10 protein-coding genes are annotated in these 16,987 nt (G+C 48.5%); 4 read left to right on the top strand and 6 right to left on the bottom strand.

The genetic code is table 11. The annotated features are described in order from the left end of the window. Window positions 1-4 precede the first annotated feature (4 nt). Together aceE and ACO6UY_RS19645 are read right to left on the bottom strand one after the other, a co-directional pair. Entirely contained in the window at window positions 5-2,662 is a 2,658-nt protein-coding gene (aceE, locus tag ACO6UY_RS19650; RefSeq protein WP_422490943.1) for a pyruvate dehydrogenase (acetyl-transferring), homodimeric type, read from the bottom strand. A 431-nt stretch (window positions 2,663-3,093) separates the two neighbouring features. Next, the gene (locus ACO6UY_RS19645) at window positions 3,094-3,960 is read right to left on the bottom strand and encodes a lysophospholipid acyltransferase family protein (protein ID WP_422449738.1); all 867 of its coding nucleotides are present in this window, start codon (window positions 3,958-3,960) and stop codon (window positions 3,094-3,096) included. A gap of 135 nt (window positions 3,961-4,095) precedes the next feature. Here ACO6UY_RS19645 and ACO6UY_RS19640 point away from each other — a divergent pair, with 135 nt between their 5' ends. Both ACO6UY_RS19640 and glnE read left to right on the top strand, forming a co-directional pair. Then, entirely contained in the window at window positions 4,096-5,748 is a 1,653-nt protein-coding gene (locus ACO6UY_RS19640) for a hypothetical protein (protein ID WP_422462938.1), read from the top strand. A gap of 212 nt (window positions 5,749-5,960) precedes the next feature. Continuing rightward, window positions 5,961-8,819 (top strand): bifunctional [glutamate--ammonia ligase]-adenylyl-L-tyrosine phosphorylase/[glutamate--ammonia-ligase] adenylyltransferase, encoded by a 2,859-nt coding sequence (glnE, locus tag ACO6UY_RS19635; protein WP_422490941.1) that lies wholly within the window; start codon window positions 5,961-5,963, stop codon window positions 8,817-8,819. A gap of 153 nt (window positions 8,820-8,972) precedes the next feature. Here glnE and ACO6UY_RS19630 read toward each other — a convergent pair whose 3' ends face one another. Further along, complete coding sequence (locus tag ACO6UY_RS19630) at window positions 8,973-10,250, bottom strand: hypothetical protein (RefSeq protein ID WP_422449735.1); 1,278 nt, start codon at window positions 10,248-10,250, stop codon at window positions 8,973-8,975. A gap of 354 nt (window positions 10,251-10,604) precedes the next feature. Here ACO6UY_RS19630 and ACO6UY_RS19625 point away from each other — a divergent pair, with 354 nt between their 5' ends. Continuing rightward, entirely contained in the window at window positions 10,605-11,534 is a 930-nt protein-coding gene (locus ACO6UY_RS19625; RefSeq protein ID WP_422449734.1) for a branched-chain amino acid transaminase, read from the top strand. Window positions 11,535-11,742: 208 nt separating this feature from the next. Here ACO6UY_RS19625 and ACO6UY_RS19620 read toward each other — a convergent pair whose 3' ends face one another. The 3 genes from ACO6UY_RS19620 to ACO6UY_RS19610 all read right to left on the bottom strand — a co-directional run bounded on the left by ACO6UY_RS19620 (window position 11,743) and on the right by ACO6UY_RS19610 (window position 15,262). Then, window positions 11,743-13,260, bottom strand: coding sequence for a hypothetical protein (locus tag ACO6UY_RS19620; RefSeq protein ID WP_422449733.1), 1,518 nt, complete (start codon window positions 13,258-13,260; stop codon window positions 11,743-11,745). A gap of 105 nt (window positions 13,261-13,365) precedes the next feature. Further along, window positions 13,366-13,770 (bottom strand): NirD/YgiW/YdeI family stress tolerance protein, encoded by a 405-nt coding sequence (locus ACO6UY_RS19615; protein WP_422449732.1) that lies wholly within the window; start codon window positions 13,768-13,770, stop codon window positions 13,366-13,368. Between the two features lie 100 nt (window positions 13,771-13,870). Continuing rightward, window positions 13,871-15,262, bottom strand: coding sequence for a hypothetical protein (locus ACO6UY_RS19610; RefSeq protein ID WP_422449731.1), 1,392 nt, complete (start codon window positions 15,260-15,262; stop codon window positions 13,871-13,873). 239 nt (window positions 15,263-15,501) lie between these two features. Between ACO6UY_RS19610 and ACO6UY_RS19605 the strand changes: the two genes are divergently transcribed. Beyond that, complete coding sequence (locus tag ACO6UY_RS19605) at window positions 15,502-16,956, top strand: aminoacyl-histidine dipeptidase (RefSeq protein WP_422449730.1); 1,455 nt, start codon at window positions 15,502-15,504, stop codon at window positions 16,954-16,956. Window positions 16,957-16,987 lie beyond the last annotated feature (31 nt).

Raw genomic sequence — 16,987 nt, 5'->3', positions numbered from 1 at the left:
GGACTTAGCAATACAGAGGGTTAGCTCTGGACGGGTCAATATCAAACTTCCTGATGGCCTCGCTGACCACGGACGCTTCCAGCTCACCATCCTGAACCAGCGCATACAGGGCAGCCACCACGATGAAGTAACGGTCTACCTCGAAGAAACGACGCAGCTGTTCACGGGTGTCAGAGCGACCAAATCCATCCGTGCCCAGCGAAACAAAGTTTGCCGGCACAAACTCACGGATCTGGTTCGCGTACTGGCTCATATAGTCAGTCGCGGCGATAACCGGACCTTTACGGCCAGACAGCTGCTGCTCAACCCAGCAGACTTTCTTATCAGCTTCAGGGTTCAGCATGTTGTAACGTCTGGCGTTCTGACCATCCCGGGCCAGCTCGTTAAAGCTGGTTGCGCTCCAGATATCCGATTCAACGTTGAACTCATCACGCAGAATACCGGCAGCTGCACGGACTTCCTCAAGGATAGTGCCACACCCCATCAGCTGGACCTTAAGCCCCTGGTTACGGGAATTTTCTTCCAGGTTGTAAAGTCCCTTGATGATGCCTTCGATCACTTCAGGGCCTTCCGGCAGCGCTGGCTGACGGTAGTTTTCATTCATGGCGGTGATGTAGTACCAGACATTGTCACCGTCGCCATACATACGTTGCAGACCGTTCTGGATAATCACCGCCATCTCATAGCCGTAGGTTGGGTCATAGCTTATGCAGTTCGGTACGGTGGATGCCAGAATGTGGCTGTGGCCGTCCTGATGCTGCAGACCTTCACCGTTCAGCGTGGTACGACCCGCAGTGGCACCAATCAGGAAGCCACGGGCCTGGATATCACCCGCTGCCCAGGCCAGATCGCCAGTACGCTGGAAACCAAACATGGAATAGAACGCATAGAACGGAATCATCGGTACGTTGTTGCTGCTGTAAGAGGTCGCCGCAGCAATCCACGCGGCGTGAGCACCCGCTTCGTTAATGCCCGCTTCGAGAATCTGCCCCTGTCTGGATTCTTTGTAAAACATCACCTGGTCGGAATCTACCGGCTCATAGTTCTGACCTTCCGCAGAGTAAATACCCAGCTGGCGGAACATACCTTCCATACCAAAGGTACGGGCTTCATCCGGAATGATCGGCACAATGTGCTTGCCCAGGCTCTTGTCTTTGGCCAGCGCACCCAGAATGCGTACGTAAGCCATGGTGGTGGAGATTTCCCGTTCGCCACTGCCTTTGGTCACCGCTTCGAAAGCCTCAAGGCCCGGAATTTCCAGCTTAACGTCGGTTTCTACGCGGCGCTGGGGAATAAAGCCACCCAGCTTTTCACGACGCTTGCGCATGTACTTCATTTCCGGGCTGTCAGCGTCGGGTTTGAAGTAAGGCAGGGTCTCAATGTCTTCGTCTTTGATCGGCAGGTCAAAGCGGTCACGGAAGTGCTTCAGGTCATCAACCGGCAGCTTCTTGACGTTATGGCTGACGTTGGCCGCTTCACCGGTGGTACCGGTACCGTAGCCCTTAACCGTCTTGGCAAGAATGACGGTAGGCTGGCCGTTATGGTTAACCGCCTCGTGGTAGGCCGCGAAGACTTTGTAGGGGTCATGGCCACCCCGGTTCAGACGCCAGATATCATCATCCGACAGGTGTTCAACCAGCTTCAGCGCTTCAGGGTCACGGCCAAAAAAGTGCTCACGGGTCCAGGCACCGCCTTTTGCCTTACAGTTCTGATAATCACCATCAACGGCCTTGTCCATCACTTCCTGCAGCTTGCCATGTTTGTCCTGGGCCAGCAGCGGATCCCAATGACGGCCCCAGACGACCTTGATAACGTTCCAGCCAGCCCCCCGGAAGATGCCTTCCAGCTCCTGAATGATCTTGCCGTTACCACGGACCGGGCCATCCAGACGTTGCAGGTTACAGTTGACCACGAAGATCAGGTTATCCAGCTTCTCACGACCGGCCAGGGAGATGGCACCGAGAGATTCCGGCTCATCCATCTCACCATCCCCGAGGAATGCCCAGACCTTACGGTTTTGATCCCGGGACATGCCACGGTTAATCAGGTACTTCATGAAGTGAGCCTGATAGATCGCCTGCAGAGGGCCGAGGCCCATGGATACGGTCGGGAACTGCCAGAAGTCAGGCATCAGTTTGGGGTGAGGGTAGGAGGAAAGACCATTGCCATCCACTTCCTGACGGAAATTATCCAGCTGGCCCTCGTCCAGACGACCTTCCAGATAAGCCCGGGAGTAGATACCAGGCGATACGTGGCCCTGGTAATAAATCAGATCGCCTTCACGGTCACTGCCCTGGCCGTGGAAGAAGTAGTTATACCCGATGTCGTAGAGAGTGGCACTGGAGGCAAAGGAAGAGATATGTCCACCCAGGCTGCTGTCCTTCTTGTTGGCGCGCATCACCATAGCCAGCGCATTCCAGCGGACCAGGGAGCGAATACGACGCTCCATAAACAGGTCGCCGGGCATACGGGCTTCTTTTTCCGGTGGTATCGTATTGCGATACGGCGTGGTAATCGCGTAGGGCAGCTGCGTACCTTTGGCACGAGCATGCTGGGAAAGCCGGGTCAGCAGAAAATGAGCACGGTCTTCACCTTCCTGCTCCAGAACGGAATCCAGTGCTTCCAGCCATTCCCTGGTTTCTAATGGGTCGATATCATGCATACAAATCGGCTCCGGGATCGATACTGCTACAACAAACTTTGTGATCGTTATTGTTAATGGTTGATTACTTGCAATCATCAAGCATACGCACAAGTTTCGTCTAACAGCCAAAGCTTTAAAAAAAATTGATACTAATCAAATGCAATATAACTACAAGATAAGCAATTCCCGCAATGAGTACCAGTACTTACATGTATTTTTATTGCAAAAAGTATTGATTTTTATAGGAAAAGTTCGCAACAGAGGCAACAAAAACAAACACTTTTTCTCACAATCTATCAATCATGGATTTTATTGGCTAAAAACCGAACTGTCTCAGGGTCTGCCAACAGAAATTTGGGTATCGTTTAATAACTGATGTCATCAGACACATAATGACCTGCAAACAGGGCTTTTAAATCCGAAAAGCCAATGTCTGGCAGGGCAATGTACTATTCATCACTTTTCCGGCTTCGTTTCCAGCGGCGATGACTCCAGAGGAACGTTTCCGGCTGTTCATAGATCGCGGCCTGTGCAGCACTGACATAAGCATCAATAACCGGATGGTGATTTTTGTCTTTGGTTTTTTCATAAGGGGGCAGAGCCAGCGCTTTAAATTCAAGTTCATAGTAGCCGCGTTTTAGTCGTCGACACTGGGCAAAAAAGACCGGGTATTGAGTCAGTAAGGCAATTTTTTCCGCTCCAAGGTAAAAAGGCGCTTCTTTATTGAGATAAGGGACCCAGTAACTGCGCTCTCCTTCTGCCGGGGTCTGATCGGCCAGCATCACAAACAGCCGGAAACCATTTTTGCCCTTAAGAATGTCCCGCCCGGCCTGTTTCATCGGAATGGGGCGGGAATGAAAGCGGCTGCGAATCTCATGGATAAACTGATTCCAGCCTTTGTGGTGCAAAGGCTTGTAAACCGGATCAATAGGCACACCGAGGTGTTGTGACACGCTATGGAGCATCCACTCCCAATTGCCCTGGTGGATGGTTAACACAATGATTGGCCTGGACCTTTCCCGGGATGCCGCCTCCAGGGCATCAGCGCCAACAATTGAGCAGCGTTCTTTAAACGCTTCTGCGCTCATGCTGTGGGCCTTGATCACTTCAAAGGCAAGGTCCGACAGATGCCGGTAAAACTGTCTGGTCACATCAGCAATATACGCCTCCCTTTTTTCCGGAAAAGCCTGTCGCAAATTCTTGTGCACAGTTCCTGTTCGATATTTGGAGAGATAAAAGGCGAACAAATAAAAAAAATAGGACACAATATAGATGACCTTAAAAGGAAGTCGGGAAATCAACTTGGCAAAAAACATAACAAAACAGGCTCTTCCCTCTGAAACAAAAATGACCACTAAAAATAATAAACCTGAATATTATGAACTTTTCAAATTAAATATAATCAAAAGCGCCCTATCTATTAAATTAATGAGATTATAAAACGTGTAAGTATGGATAGTATTTCACTGTTAGAAACACCGATGTTTAAATCGGCATTAGAGTCTAATAAAAAAGTAACTCAACCGGTACGTCATAATAATAAAGAAATTTCTATTGGGGGAGTTCGTCATACCTCTGCCCATCGTGCCGGTTACAGGTCAGTGAAAGAGATCCCCCTGGGCGAACGATCGATCAGTGATCCAGGCCCCATTCTTGTCAAGTGCAATAACAATGTATTTTGGGACTTATCACGTATTGACCTTAAATCGTTGCTCCTTCCGGGAACCTTTTTCACCGACCAATCAAAATATATTGTCGGTTTGCAACTTGCCCGACATATTGCCGAGATTTTTTCTTACGGTACAACCTTGAAAGAGAAGGACATAGAAGCACTCAATACCTTTCAACAAGATCAATATAAGTTCTGCAAACTTAAACTGTTCGATTACCCTGCTCAATGTGTTTTTTTCGATCTGGTAGGCAGTAAGCTCAGGCATTTGCTGTCTGAAGAGCTGGTTGCAGAACTGGACGCAAAACAGCTTCAGGACTATTTACTGGTAAAGGAAGGTTTTATTAATCTCCAACTTAACACAGAGCAAAAAGCAAACATTGAAAAGCAAGTCAGAGTCAGTGCCATAAAGGATGCAGAGACCGTATGCAACGCACAGAAATATCGATATTCTCATCCCGATGGCATGAAAGGGGAAATTTTTGTCAAAGCTACAGCCCCCAAAATCCGGGGTGTGTTATCTAAAGTTCTGGGAGAAGTGGCCCGGGGAGGTCTTCAATTGCAAGATGCCCCGGAGTTTATAGGCTATGTCCCTGCAGAGATAGCCAGTTCTCTGATAGATAAATCAGGTTTTACCGACAGCACCTGGTCAGGCAACTTCCTGCACGGTAGATACTCTCATGTACTGGCACTGGCATTTCTCAGTAGAGAAGCCGGTCTGACGGAAACAACACTGAAAGCCGTGGTGGCCCATGGCCTTTGGGACGATCTGTTAGACCAAAGCCCCTATGCAAAAATAGATATTCAACAATTGGGTGATCATGAATACCTGATTCATGATAGAAATCCATTCACCGTGCCATTCAGCCCTTTCGCATTTCAGGAAATGCTTTGCACTGGCCAGGTTTCTTCTACCCTGCGGCAGGTTGCAAAGTTAATTGCAGGACTCTCAGCTTGTGAATATGCCATGCTCACAACCTCTTTTCAGGAGAAGCTTACTCCTGAAAGGCTCTTGACGATGGCTCAAAATATCCAACTGCTGGAGCACATTATTGCCCTGGAGCACCATAACGACATATTTGAAATCAAACAGTATTTTGATATGCCAACCTTTGGACTTGTTCCCCTGGAGATTCTTGAACTAAGCAGCGGGTGGACACTTGGACAATTTACAGCGTTCAGGCAATCCAATGAACTCTCGGCGTTTGCCGCCAAAAAAGCATTCAAGCGGGGAGATAAAGTTGTTTCCGTCACAACGCATTATGACAGTCCACTTTATCGACTATTTGGCTATGCACCTGTTTGTCAACAGGAAATCAAGAAGCTAAAAGACTTTGATATACAACCGGCTTTTACCAGCTATGTTGCCTGGCCAGCAAAAAACCACCCCTGCAACCGCTTAAGACTTACCCAGGCTCCTGGCAATAACGTTTGAGGGCCTGATCCGGGCAGCGTTGAAAACGGGTATATGGCTATAGTCATCCCATTCTCATAAAATGGCACCAGCAACCAGAAGAGAGCGGGTTTATGGAGTCACTCAGGGCACAACTCAGTCAACAATTAACTGCCTGCGGGTCAACTGACACTAATACGGAAATTCTTCCTGCAGAAATCAGGAACGTGGTCACTGCTCACTTGCAGCAGTTTATGGATAACAACCCGTCATTTACTTTTCCTGGTAGCCTTTTTCCTGACCAGAGCGATCAACTGAGTCCCGGGCTGATGGATCAGCTGATCCATTGCTGGGCAGGCAGTGACTTTGCCGCGCAGCAGTGCATTCGTCACCCCCAGTGGCTTGCCAGCATTCTGGAAAACCATGACAAACTCCCTGATTTAGCCCGAACCCACCCGGAACGTTTACAAACAGCACTGGCAGCGGTTGAAAATGAGCAGGACCTGATCAAGGCTCTCAGACTTTACCGCAACCGGGAAATGCTGCGGATTATCTGGCTCGACCTGAATCGCCGGGTCAGCATGTCGGAAACCACAGCGGATATGTCGGCCCTGGCGGATGCCTGCATTGATAGCGCACTCAACTGGCTTTACCAGGACAGCTGCCAGAGCATGGGAACACCCTATGGCACAAACATCCCGGGGGAAGAGACGGTTCCCCAGAACATGGTGGTACTGGGTATGGGCAAACTGGGAGCCAGAGACCTTAACCTCTCTTCAGACATCGACCTGATATTCACCTACCCCTGCCAGGGAGAAACCCGTGGCAGCAAAAAGGTCATTACCAATCAGGAGTTTTTTATCCGCCTTGGCCAGCGACTGATCAAGGTGCTGGATTGTCAGAGTGCCGATGGTTTTGTGTTCCGGGTTGATATGCGACTGCGGCCTTATGGTTCCAGCGGAGCACTGGCCATGAGCTTTGCAGCGATGGAGCAGTATTATCAGGATCAGGGCCGGGACTGGGAGCGTTACGCCATGCTCAAGGCCAGGGTGGTTGCCGGAAACATGCTCGCAGGCCAGCTACTGCTCAGCCAGCTGCGTCCTTTTGTTTATCGTCGCTACATTGATTTTGGCTCCATCAGCGCCCTGCGGGAAATGAAGCAGCTGATCCGCCGGGAAGTGAAACGCAAAGGCATGGAGAGCAATATCAAGCTTGGGCCAGGTGGCATTCGTGAGATTGAGTTCATCATTCAGTCTTTCCAGTTAATACATGGCGGGCGTGACCGCAGTCTTCAGGAGCGAAACCTGCTGAAGGTTCTATCAACGCTGCAGCGCAAACACTATTTTTCTCCTGACGAAGCCAATGAGCTGAAAGCCGCTTATATTTTCCTTCGTAATCTTGAACATGCCATTCAGGCCATCGCCGATCGGCAGACTCAGGATCTGCCGAAAAGCCCGAAGGCTCAGGCACGGGTCGCCTTCAGTATGGGGCAAAAAGACTGGTCCGGGTTACTGGGAAAGCTGGAAGAACACCGTCACCAGGTCACCACTTATTTTGATGCGGTTATTGCTGATCCTGAAACCACAAATGCCAAAGATCCTCATAGTGACCAGTGGCAAGCCCTCTGGCTTGACCAACTTAGCGAGGAAGAAGAACAGCAGCTGATGGCCCGAGAGGGCTTCAAAAATGTCGATGCCTCATGGCAGCGACTGATTTCCCTGCGAGATAGCAAAGCCATTACCCGGGTCAGAAGGCAGAGCCGTGACCGTCTGGATAAGTTCATCCCACTGTTGCTGGGAGTGGCCGCCAACGCCACTGAACCTGATACTTTTTTACTGCGAATTCTTCCGCTGATTGAGGCAGTGCTGCGTCGAACCGCTTATCTGGTTCTGCTGATCGAGAACCCTGCCGCCCTGGAGCACCTTGGCAAACTCTGTATTGCCAGCCCATGGATTGCTGAACAGATTGCCCGATTCCCAGCACTTCTCGATGAGTTCCTCAATCTTGGCGACCTCTATAATCCACCGGAAAAAGAAGCATTGGCCGACGAGCTGCGCCAACAGCTCGCCCATATTGCGGAAGATGATCTTGAGAACCAGATGGAAGTTCTGCGCCACTTCAAAATGGCCCATGTCTTACGAGTGACGGCTGCCCAGGTGTCCGGCACCCTGCCTCTGATGAAAGAGAGTGACTACCTGACCTGGATTGCTGAGGTGATTCTTGATGCCGTTCTGGCCATTGCCTGGCGCAACCTGGTTGAAAAATATGGAATGCCCCGGGATGCTGACGGCAACCTGTGTGATCCCGGCTTCATTATTGTTGGTTACGGCAAGCTGGGCGGTATTGAGTTAGGCCCCGGCTCTGATCTTGACCTGGTCTTCATCCATAATGGCGGTACCAATAAAGAGACCAATGGACCCAGGGCCATTGACAGCACCACGTTCTATACCCGCCTGGGCCAGCGAATCATCCATATTCTGACCACACAGACACCCTCGGGTATTCTTTATGATGCAGACATGAGACTACGGCCATCCGGCTCGAAAGGATTGCTGGTCAACTCCTTCACTTACTTTGAGAAGTACCAGAAAGAGGAAGCATGGACCTGGGAACACCAGGCCCTGGTGCGTGCCCGTGTGATTGCCGGTGACCCAACACTTGCACAGAAGTTTGCAGACCTCAGATCAGCTATTCTCAGCCAGCAACGGGATGTTAACAAACTCCGTGATGATGTTGTTGATATGCGCCAGAAAATGCGGGAACACCTGAGGTCAACATCATCTTCAGTCAATAGCGGTGAAGTCTTCCATTTAAAACATGACCCGGGCGGCATTGTTGATATTGAGTTTCTGATGCAGTTTGCCGTTCTGCGGTACTCCAGCCAGTACCCGTCGCTGTTGAAGTGGACCGACAACGTGCGGATTTCTGAAGAACTGGAGCTTGCTGGCCTGTTGAAACATGACGACGCCCATCAGCTTCGGGAGGCTTATAAAACCTTCCGGTTCTGTATTCATCAAAAAGCATTACAAAACGAGGTACCTGAAGTAGACAATACCTCTGGCGACTATCTGCGTCAGGCCGTTATGGCTATCTGGGCAGACTGTATGAAATGAGCAGGAATCCAACGACAGTTAATTGATTATGTGTAAACTCTCAAGGGGATGGCCGCCCTGTGGATGGCCACCCCGTGGAGCACTTTATGCGTTTCTGTCTTTATCCCCGCCCGCGCAAGCCGAAGATGAGGGTGGTAAGGATTTTAGACAATTTTACTCACTGCCACTGGCCTTCTCACCGACGTTGATCCTGATAAATAGACTGCCACCCGGAAGCATGTGTGTAAGATCAGTGATTGCCATAAATTTATCGCAACCAACAGCTCTATTCATGCTCTCCGGTTTTTGGAAGCTTGGGATCGTCCGGTCGGGTTCAGTTCTATTTACTCCCAAAACTTCTTTTCCTTCCCCAACTATCTCAAAGGATAAAGTTTGATCGAATGGCCAAGGCAGAATGTCGTCATACATGCCTTTCATAATTGATATAAACAGACTGATGTGGGTGCCTTTTCCGTTACCATCGCCATTTGGATATATTGTTGCCTTCATCCTGTATCCTTCCGGTGCCGAATAGAAAACCGGACTGTCAAACGATGTTTCTATGTCGATACTTGCCTTGTCTATGGCTTCTCTGAAGTTGTCTATTCTCCATAAAAACGTTCCATCCGTGCGCTGTTCCTGCAATTCCTCTATTTGAATTTTACTATCAGCGCAGGTTACCGAGAGGTTTCCTACATTGCTTTGAAGTTGTTCTATCGTTTTGTTCAGTTGAATGATTTGCTCATCCTGCTCCTTGTATCTCTTTTGCAGATGTTCAAGTATTTTCATGCCCGACATTAACTGCATCTGAACCATACTTTCTTCATTCCCGGATCCAGCGGCCCTCTCTGGGAGGCTGTCAAATGTCATCAAATCCTCTGTTGGATAGAGTCCCTGCGGTGCAACTACCGGGGCAGGAAAGCATCCATGATGTTCGCCATGATAATGGTCAGGCAAATAGCTTAACTCCACGGCCTGACGACATTCATCACCATTATGGTCCTTCGCACAATATACTATGAGGCGCCGGGAAAGAGCGGTCAGTTCTCCATGCTCATCATACTTCTTGTAATTAATAGGATCTGCCTTTATAAAACACTGTAGGTCAGATGCTAAAGTATACCCCTTCAGTGATGGGAGTATTGATGCGTCTTTTGGTCGCACATCAATGATGGCGCTGTTAACGATCTCCCTGTGATGCAAAGGCCTGCCTTCCATGATATGTCTATTACCCTTCGAACATTCGCCACAGTACATTCTGCTCTCAATTTCATTCAAATCCTCAGGTTTACATCGAAACAATGCTCCGCTGGTTGTTCTGAATACTTTACCGGACAAGGCTTGCTGCCGATCCCGATCATAAATCAGTACCGGTTCCTGATGATCAACCTCCCCATATCGAGAAAGATCACTTCCGTCCGGTAAGTAACCGAAAGAATTACCCAGGTTCATTAGCAATAGCTCCTGTTTAAATTTTTTGATACAGCAACCTGTAGATACATCAGACAAGAGACCCAATCTTAAATGTCAACTGTCAACTGTCAAATGGCCTCAAATTTTGATGAACTATCAAAGTACTTTCTGACCATAAATTACTCGATCGGTTCAATTAGAAATGGCTTAATCGTTAGAATATTCTGAAAAGATCTGAAACCTGCGCAGCTGGTTCCGGTAAAATGATAACGCTTGAGAATTTTGCAATCCCCTGCCGTGGACAATCACTCTTTGGCATCAGAGAAAAGTTGTGATCCAATAGTCACTTCAGACTCTTTCACCAACAAAATAATTTAGATCTGGAGTTTCCCGATGTCTTTCGCCGATCGTGATGGCGTTATCTGGTTAGATGGGAAGTTAGTTCCCTGGCGTGAAGCCAAAACCCATGTGCTGACCCACACCCTCCATTACGGAATGGGGGTTTTCGAAGGTGTCAGAGCCTATAACACGCCAGAAGGACCTGCCATTTTCCGTCTGAAGGAACACACCGACCGCCTGTTTCGCAGCGCCCACATCCTGAGAATGGAAATCCCCTTCAGCAAAGAAGAACTGAACGAAGCACAGAAGCTTGTCGTTCGTGAGAATGGGCTGGACGAAGCCTACCTGCGGCCAATGTGCTTCCTGGGCTCTGAGGGTATGGGGTTAAGAGCCGAGGGCCTTCAGGTTCACACCATGGTTGCTGCCTGGAACTGGCCTTCTTACATGTCGCCGGAAGCGCTTGAGCGTGGCATCAAAATTCGTACCTCTTCCTATACACGACACCATGTAAATATCACCATGTGCAAGGCCAAAGCCAACGGGAATTACATGAACTCCATGCTGGCACTGCGGGAAGCACTGGACAGTGGCTGTGAAGAAGCCCTGCTGCTGGATAACGAGGGTTATGTGGCGGAAGGCAGTGGTGAGAATGTCTTTATTGTGAAAGAAGATGGCATTCTCTATACCCCGGAACTGACTTCCTGCCTGGAAGGCATTACCCGGGATACCATCATCCGGTTTGCCCGGGAGCTTGGGCTGGAAGTCCGGGAAAAACGCATTACCCGTGATGAAGTATATATTGCCCGTGAAGCATTCTTTACCGGCACGGCAGCAGAGGTAATGCCTATTTGTGAACACGATGGGCGCAAGATCGGCTGCGGCAAGCGTGGCCCCGTTACTGAAAAGCTTCAGTCCATGTATTTTGATCAGGTTCGTGGCAAGCGACAGGAAAATCCAGAGTGGTTAAACCACTGTAAGCTATGAGGGTGTTGCGAAAGGCCTTAAAAGAAGGGAACCACAAAGATACAAAGACACAAAATTTTTTCACGGCTTGCCTGATCCGGGAGGCTGTCCGAGGGTAGACTGCTCTGCGCGGCAACTGCTCCTGCGTTGCTCTAAGAGGCTGTCTGAGAATAGCGCCCGTAGCGAGGACGGGCGCTATTTTCGGTCAGCCTCCCGGGTAATCAACAGCTTATCTTTTATCAATCCGATAAAGACCGCAGATACCAATATATTCCCCCAAACCTTTAAATATCTCAGGCGGAAAACCCGGTATCACAGGTTTCATGACTATTCCCATTCCTGTTAATGCTTTGGAAGAGAAAAGCGACTCTTGATCACTGGCCTCAGAAATGACCATGAAACTCTTACCTCCCCGATCAAACCAGGACTTAATGACCTTGGGTAGGAATTCATCAGAGCCCATCAAACGCCCATTATCCATGAAAATGGGCTGCGGGGCATCGAGTACCAATGCTGATGAATCGATGTTTCCACCAGTCAAAGCAAGTATTTTGGCAAACTTGTCAACGCTGACAAAAACATCCGCTTTATTCACCCTGGTAAAGGTTTTTTCCGGTGGATTGATATCAAAGCAGGTTGAGGGCATGCCTGCATCAATCATACTTTTAGAAAAATAACCGGATCCCGCCATAGGGAAAAACAATCGGTCAATATTATTCGCTCTTAGATAATCGTTAAGATACTTTGCCGAGGCTTTGGAAATACTGGAATAAATACAGAGCTCAATTTCACGATAACCAGCAATCATCGCTATCACATTGATAGCTTGATCATAATGGGAGTGATTGAGCTTCATAGCTACCCTTTCCCTGTGATATTGCAATGGCATGCTTTCACTGGCAAGGCGTTGATCAAGTTGAAGGACGTCAAAAACACACACAGGGTCAGAAGAGATCATATTGATATAACGCATTATTGACAGCGATTCCGTGCACAGCTCTCCATTTAAAAGCTTTGACATGTCCGTCAACTGACTATAGAGAGAGTCCAGAATACCAATATTCAATATTAACCTACGCTTATCAACATCACCGTCATTGCACAAAAACTGGCCACTTTTATTGATCAGTCTAAATGCTTCCTCTAAACAGGAAGTTTTCTTTGGAAAACCCTGAAGAAGAGGCAGTGCCTTTTCAAAATTTGATTTATGTTTACTATCAACCGCGTCCAGTAACTTCTCGAATAAAGCAAATTTTTCATAGTCTGATGTCGCACGGGATAGCTGCGCGATGGTGCCTGAATAGTCCGGATCATTATTTAACCCTTCAGCAACATGATGTTTGAGTAAATAATCTAACCGCAAGCCCGTATCTGCCGGTGAAAAAGCAAAACGACTACCGGACGGCATGGAGACTGATCTGGCGACTACCGAAACATCACGGGGAGATGAGTCCGAAAGCGTGGCAAGGTCAGTTTGTGGAGTCGTCTCAGGTATTAATTCATCTGTGGTAACCCTGGTTTCACGATGATTGAATAAAACCTCCCCGAAAAGCCCGGTTAAATCATCAACAGCCTGACTGCTATTAGAATGAGCACCAGAATAAGCATCAAATTGAGCACCATCATATTGGGGCTTGTCTGTTGCGTCCACAATAAGCTTCCAACAAATAGCATTTGTTTCACTTTTCAGACAGCTATATTCCAGCATTGTTCCCTGAAAAATTGCTGATTCGTCTGTATGTTTCAACGATAGACGACTGTTTTGCACCTTATAAAAGTAGAAGACGAGGGGCTAATTTAAGAGATGATGGTTAGCTGTCTGTTAGCCTGACTTTTGTATGCTTTCTGTACCCTACTTGCTGATAATTCGCAGAGACTTTACGTCTACTTCAACGGCGGATACCCGATCAACATCCACCTCACCAATAATCTCTACTTTGGTATTGGCTGTTACCGGTTGCGGTGGAAAGTCGTTATCATCAATATCCGCGATGATTTCACCGGTACCATCGTTAAACAGGTAAGTCTCATGTTTAACTTTTCGGACCAGATTACCCCTGAGGACGACCCGCCTGTCGTCCTGAGGATTCTTCAGGATAGCGGCGACGGTTGTCATACCATCACCGGAGTCAGGTACGGAACTCACCCCTGATCCGGGGCCGATATAAGCACCTTCAGCCACAAACACCGTGAATGCCAGCAAGACAACGGTAGACCATCTGACTAACTTCTGCACATAAACCTCGTAGAGTTTCATTATCGAGACACCCTGACAGTGACTTATATTTCAACTGGAATAATAGGAGAAAAAGGCAGTCTCGCCAGAGTTTTGCTGTCTCCAGCAGGCAATCAACCACTTATTTTTTATCAATCCGATAAAGACCACAGACACCGATATGCTCCCCCAGGCTTTGAAATATCTCAGGAGGAAAGCCCGGTATCACCGGTATCATGGCTATTCCCATTTTTGTTAATGCTTTGGAAGAAAAAAGCAATTCCTGATCACTGGCCTCAGAAATGACCAGCAAATTCTTACCTCCCCGATCAAACCAGGACTTAATGACCCTGGGAAGAAATTCATCAGCGTCCACCCAGCGCCCGTTATCCATGAAAACGGGCTGCGGCGCATCAAGTACCACTGCTGATGAGTCCATGTTACCACCAGTCGAAGCAAGTATTTTGGCAAACTTGTCGACGCTGACAAACACATCCGCTTTATTTACCCTGGTATAGGTTCTTTCCGGTGGATTGATATCAAAGCAGGTTGAGGGCATGCCTGCTTCCATCATACTTTTAGAAAAATAACCGGATCCTGCCATAGGAAGAAACAATCGGTCAATATTATTCGCTCTTAGATAATCGTTAAGGTAGTTTGCTGAGGCTTGAGAAATGCTGGTATAAATACGTAGTTCAGTTTCACGGTAACGAGAAATCATCGTTATCAATTCGATTAAACGAGTATCAGCAGGACCCCATTTACACCTTAGAACTATTTGCTCCTTGTGCTGAGACAGCTCTTCCCCATAACCGGAGAGTTGACGAGGGTTCATGACATCAAGAACAAAAATGGGCTCAGGAAAAATCATATTGGTATAACGAATTAATGAAAGCGATTCCGTACACAGTTCTCCCTTTAATAGCTTTGACAAGTCCGTCAACTGGCTATAGAGAGCGTCCAGAACACCAACATTAAATAGCAAGCTACGCTCATCAATATTACCGTTAATGCTTGAAAACTGATCACAATTATTGATCAGACGAAATGCTTCCTCTGCCAGGTTAGTGTACTTTGATAAATGCCGAAGAAGAGAAATTGCAATCAATCTATTTGAACCATGTTTACATTCAACCTTTTCTTGTAACTTTTCAAATAAAGATAATTTTTCATGATCTGATGTGGCATCGCACAGCTGCTTAATGAGGGCTGAATAGTCAGGATCACTATTTAACCCTTCTGCAATAGGATGTTTGCGCAAATACTCCAACCGCAAGCCCGTATCGGCCGGTGAATAAGCAAAACCACCATCAGACGGCATAGAGACTGATCGGTCAACTACCGGAACATCACGGGGGGAGGAGTCCAAAACCATGGCAACATCCGTTTGTGACGTTGTCTCAGGTACTAATCCAGTCGTAACCCTGGTTTCACGATGATTGAATGAAACCTCCCCCAGAAGCTCTGTTACATCATCAACACTCATGTTGCTGTCAAATTGAGCACCCGATTGGGGCCTGGAGATTGCGTCCAAAATAATACATCCAGTCAATAACGTTTGTTGCACTTTTCAGACAGCTATATTCCAGCATCGTTCCCTGAAAAATGGCGGACTCATCCGCAGGCTTGCCTGTTGCCACCATTGACGACTGTTTTGCACGATATAAAGGTAGAAAACCCTCATTGATGTTTATCCCCGGCACCCTCACTATACGGCTACTGCAAATATATATTCCGACACAGCAGTCAATATTATTAGCCCTGGAGTCTTAAATGAGCGCTATCCACGAACTGCAGCCCAACGCGCTATGGCAACACTTTTCCGCCATATGTGACATACCTCACCCTTCGTTCCATGAAGAACAGATTCGTGAGCATTTGATTGGCTTTGCCAAAGAGCACAATCTTGAGTGGCAGTCCGATGCGGCAGGCAATGTCATTATTCGCAAAAAGGCGACACCCGGTATGGAAAACCGTGCCGGTGTTATTCTTCAGGGTCATATGGATATGGTGCCTCAGAAAAATAACGATACCGTTCATGACTTCCCCACTGACCCGATTAAAGCCTATATCGATGGTGACTGGGTGACTGCCGAAGGCACCACCCTCGGTGCCGATAACGGCATCGGTATGGCGGCAACACTGGCCGTATTAGCTGCCAAAGACCTGCAGCATGGTCCTGTTGAAGCGCTGTTCACCGCTACTGAAGAGACCGGAATGATCGGCGCTCAGGGGCTGCAGCAGGGTGTTCTGACAGGCAAGATCCTGCTCAACCTGGATACTGAAGATGAGGGAGAACTCTACATTGGCTGCGCCGGTGGTACCCGTATCGAGATCAATGGGGATTACACGACTGAAGCCGCTCAGGATGGATTGACCTGCAAAACCCTGTCCATTGCCGGACTCAAAGGTGGCCATTCCGGGTGTGATATTCATCTGGGCAGGGGCAATGCCATCAAATTGCTGGTCCGTGTCCTGCACCGCCTGGAGGCAGAAGGTGTGCGTATTGCCAGCCTGACCGGTGGTTCCCTGGCCAATGCCATTCCCCGTGAAGCGTCTGCGGTCATTGCCGTTCCTGAGTCATCACTGGAGGCTTGTGAGCAAATTATTGACCAGTGCAGCAATGAGCTGACTGCCGAATTGGCGGTGGTGGAGCCCAACCTGACACTGACTCTGAGTGAGGCTGCGCCCGCTGCCGAACTGATGTCTCTGCAGGATCAGAACCAGTGGGTAGCTGCGGTGAATGCCTGTCCAAATGGAGCCCAGAGAATGAGTGACTCCATTGCAGGCGTGGTAGAAACCTCTTTAAACCTGGGTGTTCTGACCATCAATGAAGGTAAGATCAAAGCCCATATCCTGCCAAGAAGTCTGGTGGGCAGCTGTAATGATGCCCTGAGTGATGCTGTCGCTGGTCTGTTCCGAATGCTGGATGCCGAAGTCATCTTCTCCGACAGCTACCCGGGTTGGAAACCAGATGCTGACTCTCAGATTCTGGCTATTATGAAACAGGTTTATGCGGAGCTTTATGGTCAGGAGCCTGGCGTACAAGTGGTTCATGCCGGTCTGGAATGTGGCCTGCTGGGCAGCAAGTACCCAGAGTGGGATATGATCTCCTTTGGCCCAACCATCCGCTTCCCGCACTCTCCGGATGAGAAAGTAAATATCAATAGCGTTGCCAGGTTCTGGGATCTGCTGGTGGCTACCCTGAAAGCGGTTCCGGAAGCGTAATGCGATGGTTGCCCTATGTTTGTGACAGCGC

The sequence above is a fragment of the Endozoicomonas sp. ALE010 genome, from assembly GCF_049310165.1.
In the GTDB taxonomy this organism is placed as follows: Bacteria; Pseudomonadota; Gammaproteobacteria; order Pseudomonadales; family Endozoicomonadaceae; genus Endozoicomonas.
Note: the sequence above shows the minus strand (reverse complement) of the source record. Positions and strands in the feature narration are given on the sequence as shown.

Coding starts and splice junctions, on each gene's coding strand:
- glnE (WP_422490941.1), top strand. CDS start 5,961: ATGGATAACAACCCGTCATTTACTTTTCCTGGTAGCCTTTTTCCTGAC.
- aceE (WP_422490943.1), bottom strand. CDS start 2,662: ATGCATGATATCGACCCATTAGAAACCAGGGAATGGCTGGAAGCACTG.
- ACO6UY_RS19615 (WP_422449732.1), bottom strand. CDS start 13,770: ATGAAACTCTACGAGGTTTATGTGCAGAAGTTAGTCAGATGGTCTACC.
- ACO6UY_RS19630 (WP_422449735.1), bottom strand. CDS start 10,250: ATGAACCTGGGTAATTCTTTCGGTTACTTACCGGACGGAAGTGATCTT.
- ACO6UY_RS19605 (WP_422449730.1), top strand. CDS start 15,502: ATGAGCGCTATCCACGAACTGCAGCCCAACGCGCTATGGCAACACTTT.
- ACO6UY_RS19640 (WP_422462938.1), top strand. CDS start 4,096: ATGGATAGTATTTCACTGTTAGAAACACCGATGTTTAAATCGGCATTA.
- ACO6UY_RS19645 (WP_422449738.1), bottom strand. CDS start 3,960: ATGTTTTTTGCCAAGTTGATTTCCCGACTTCCTTTTAAGGTCATCTAT.
- ACO6UY_RS19625 (WP_422449734.1), top strand. CDS start 10,605: ATGTCTTTCGCCGATCGTGATGGCGTTATCTGGTTAGATGGGAAGTTA.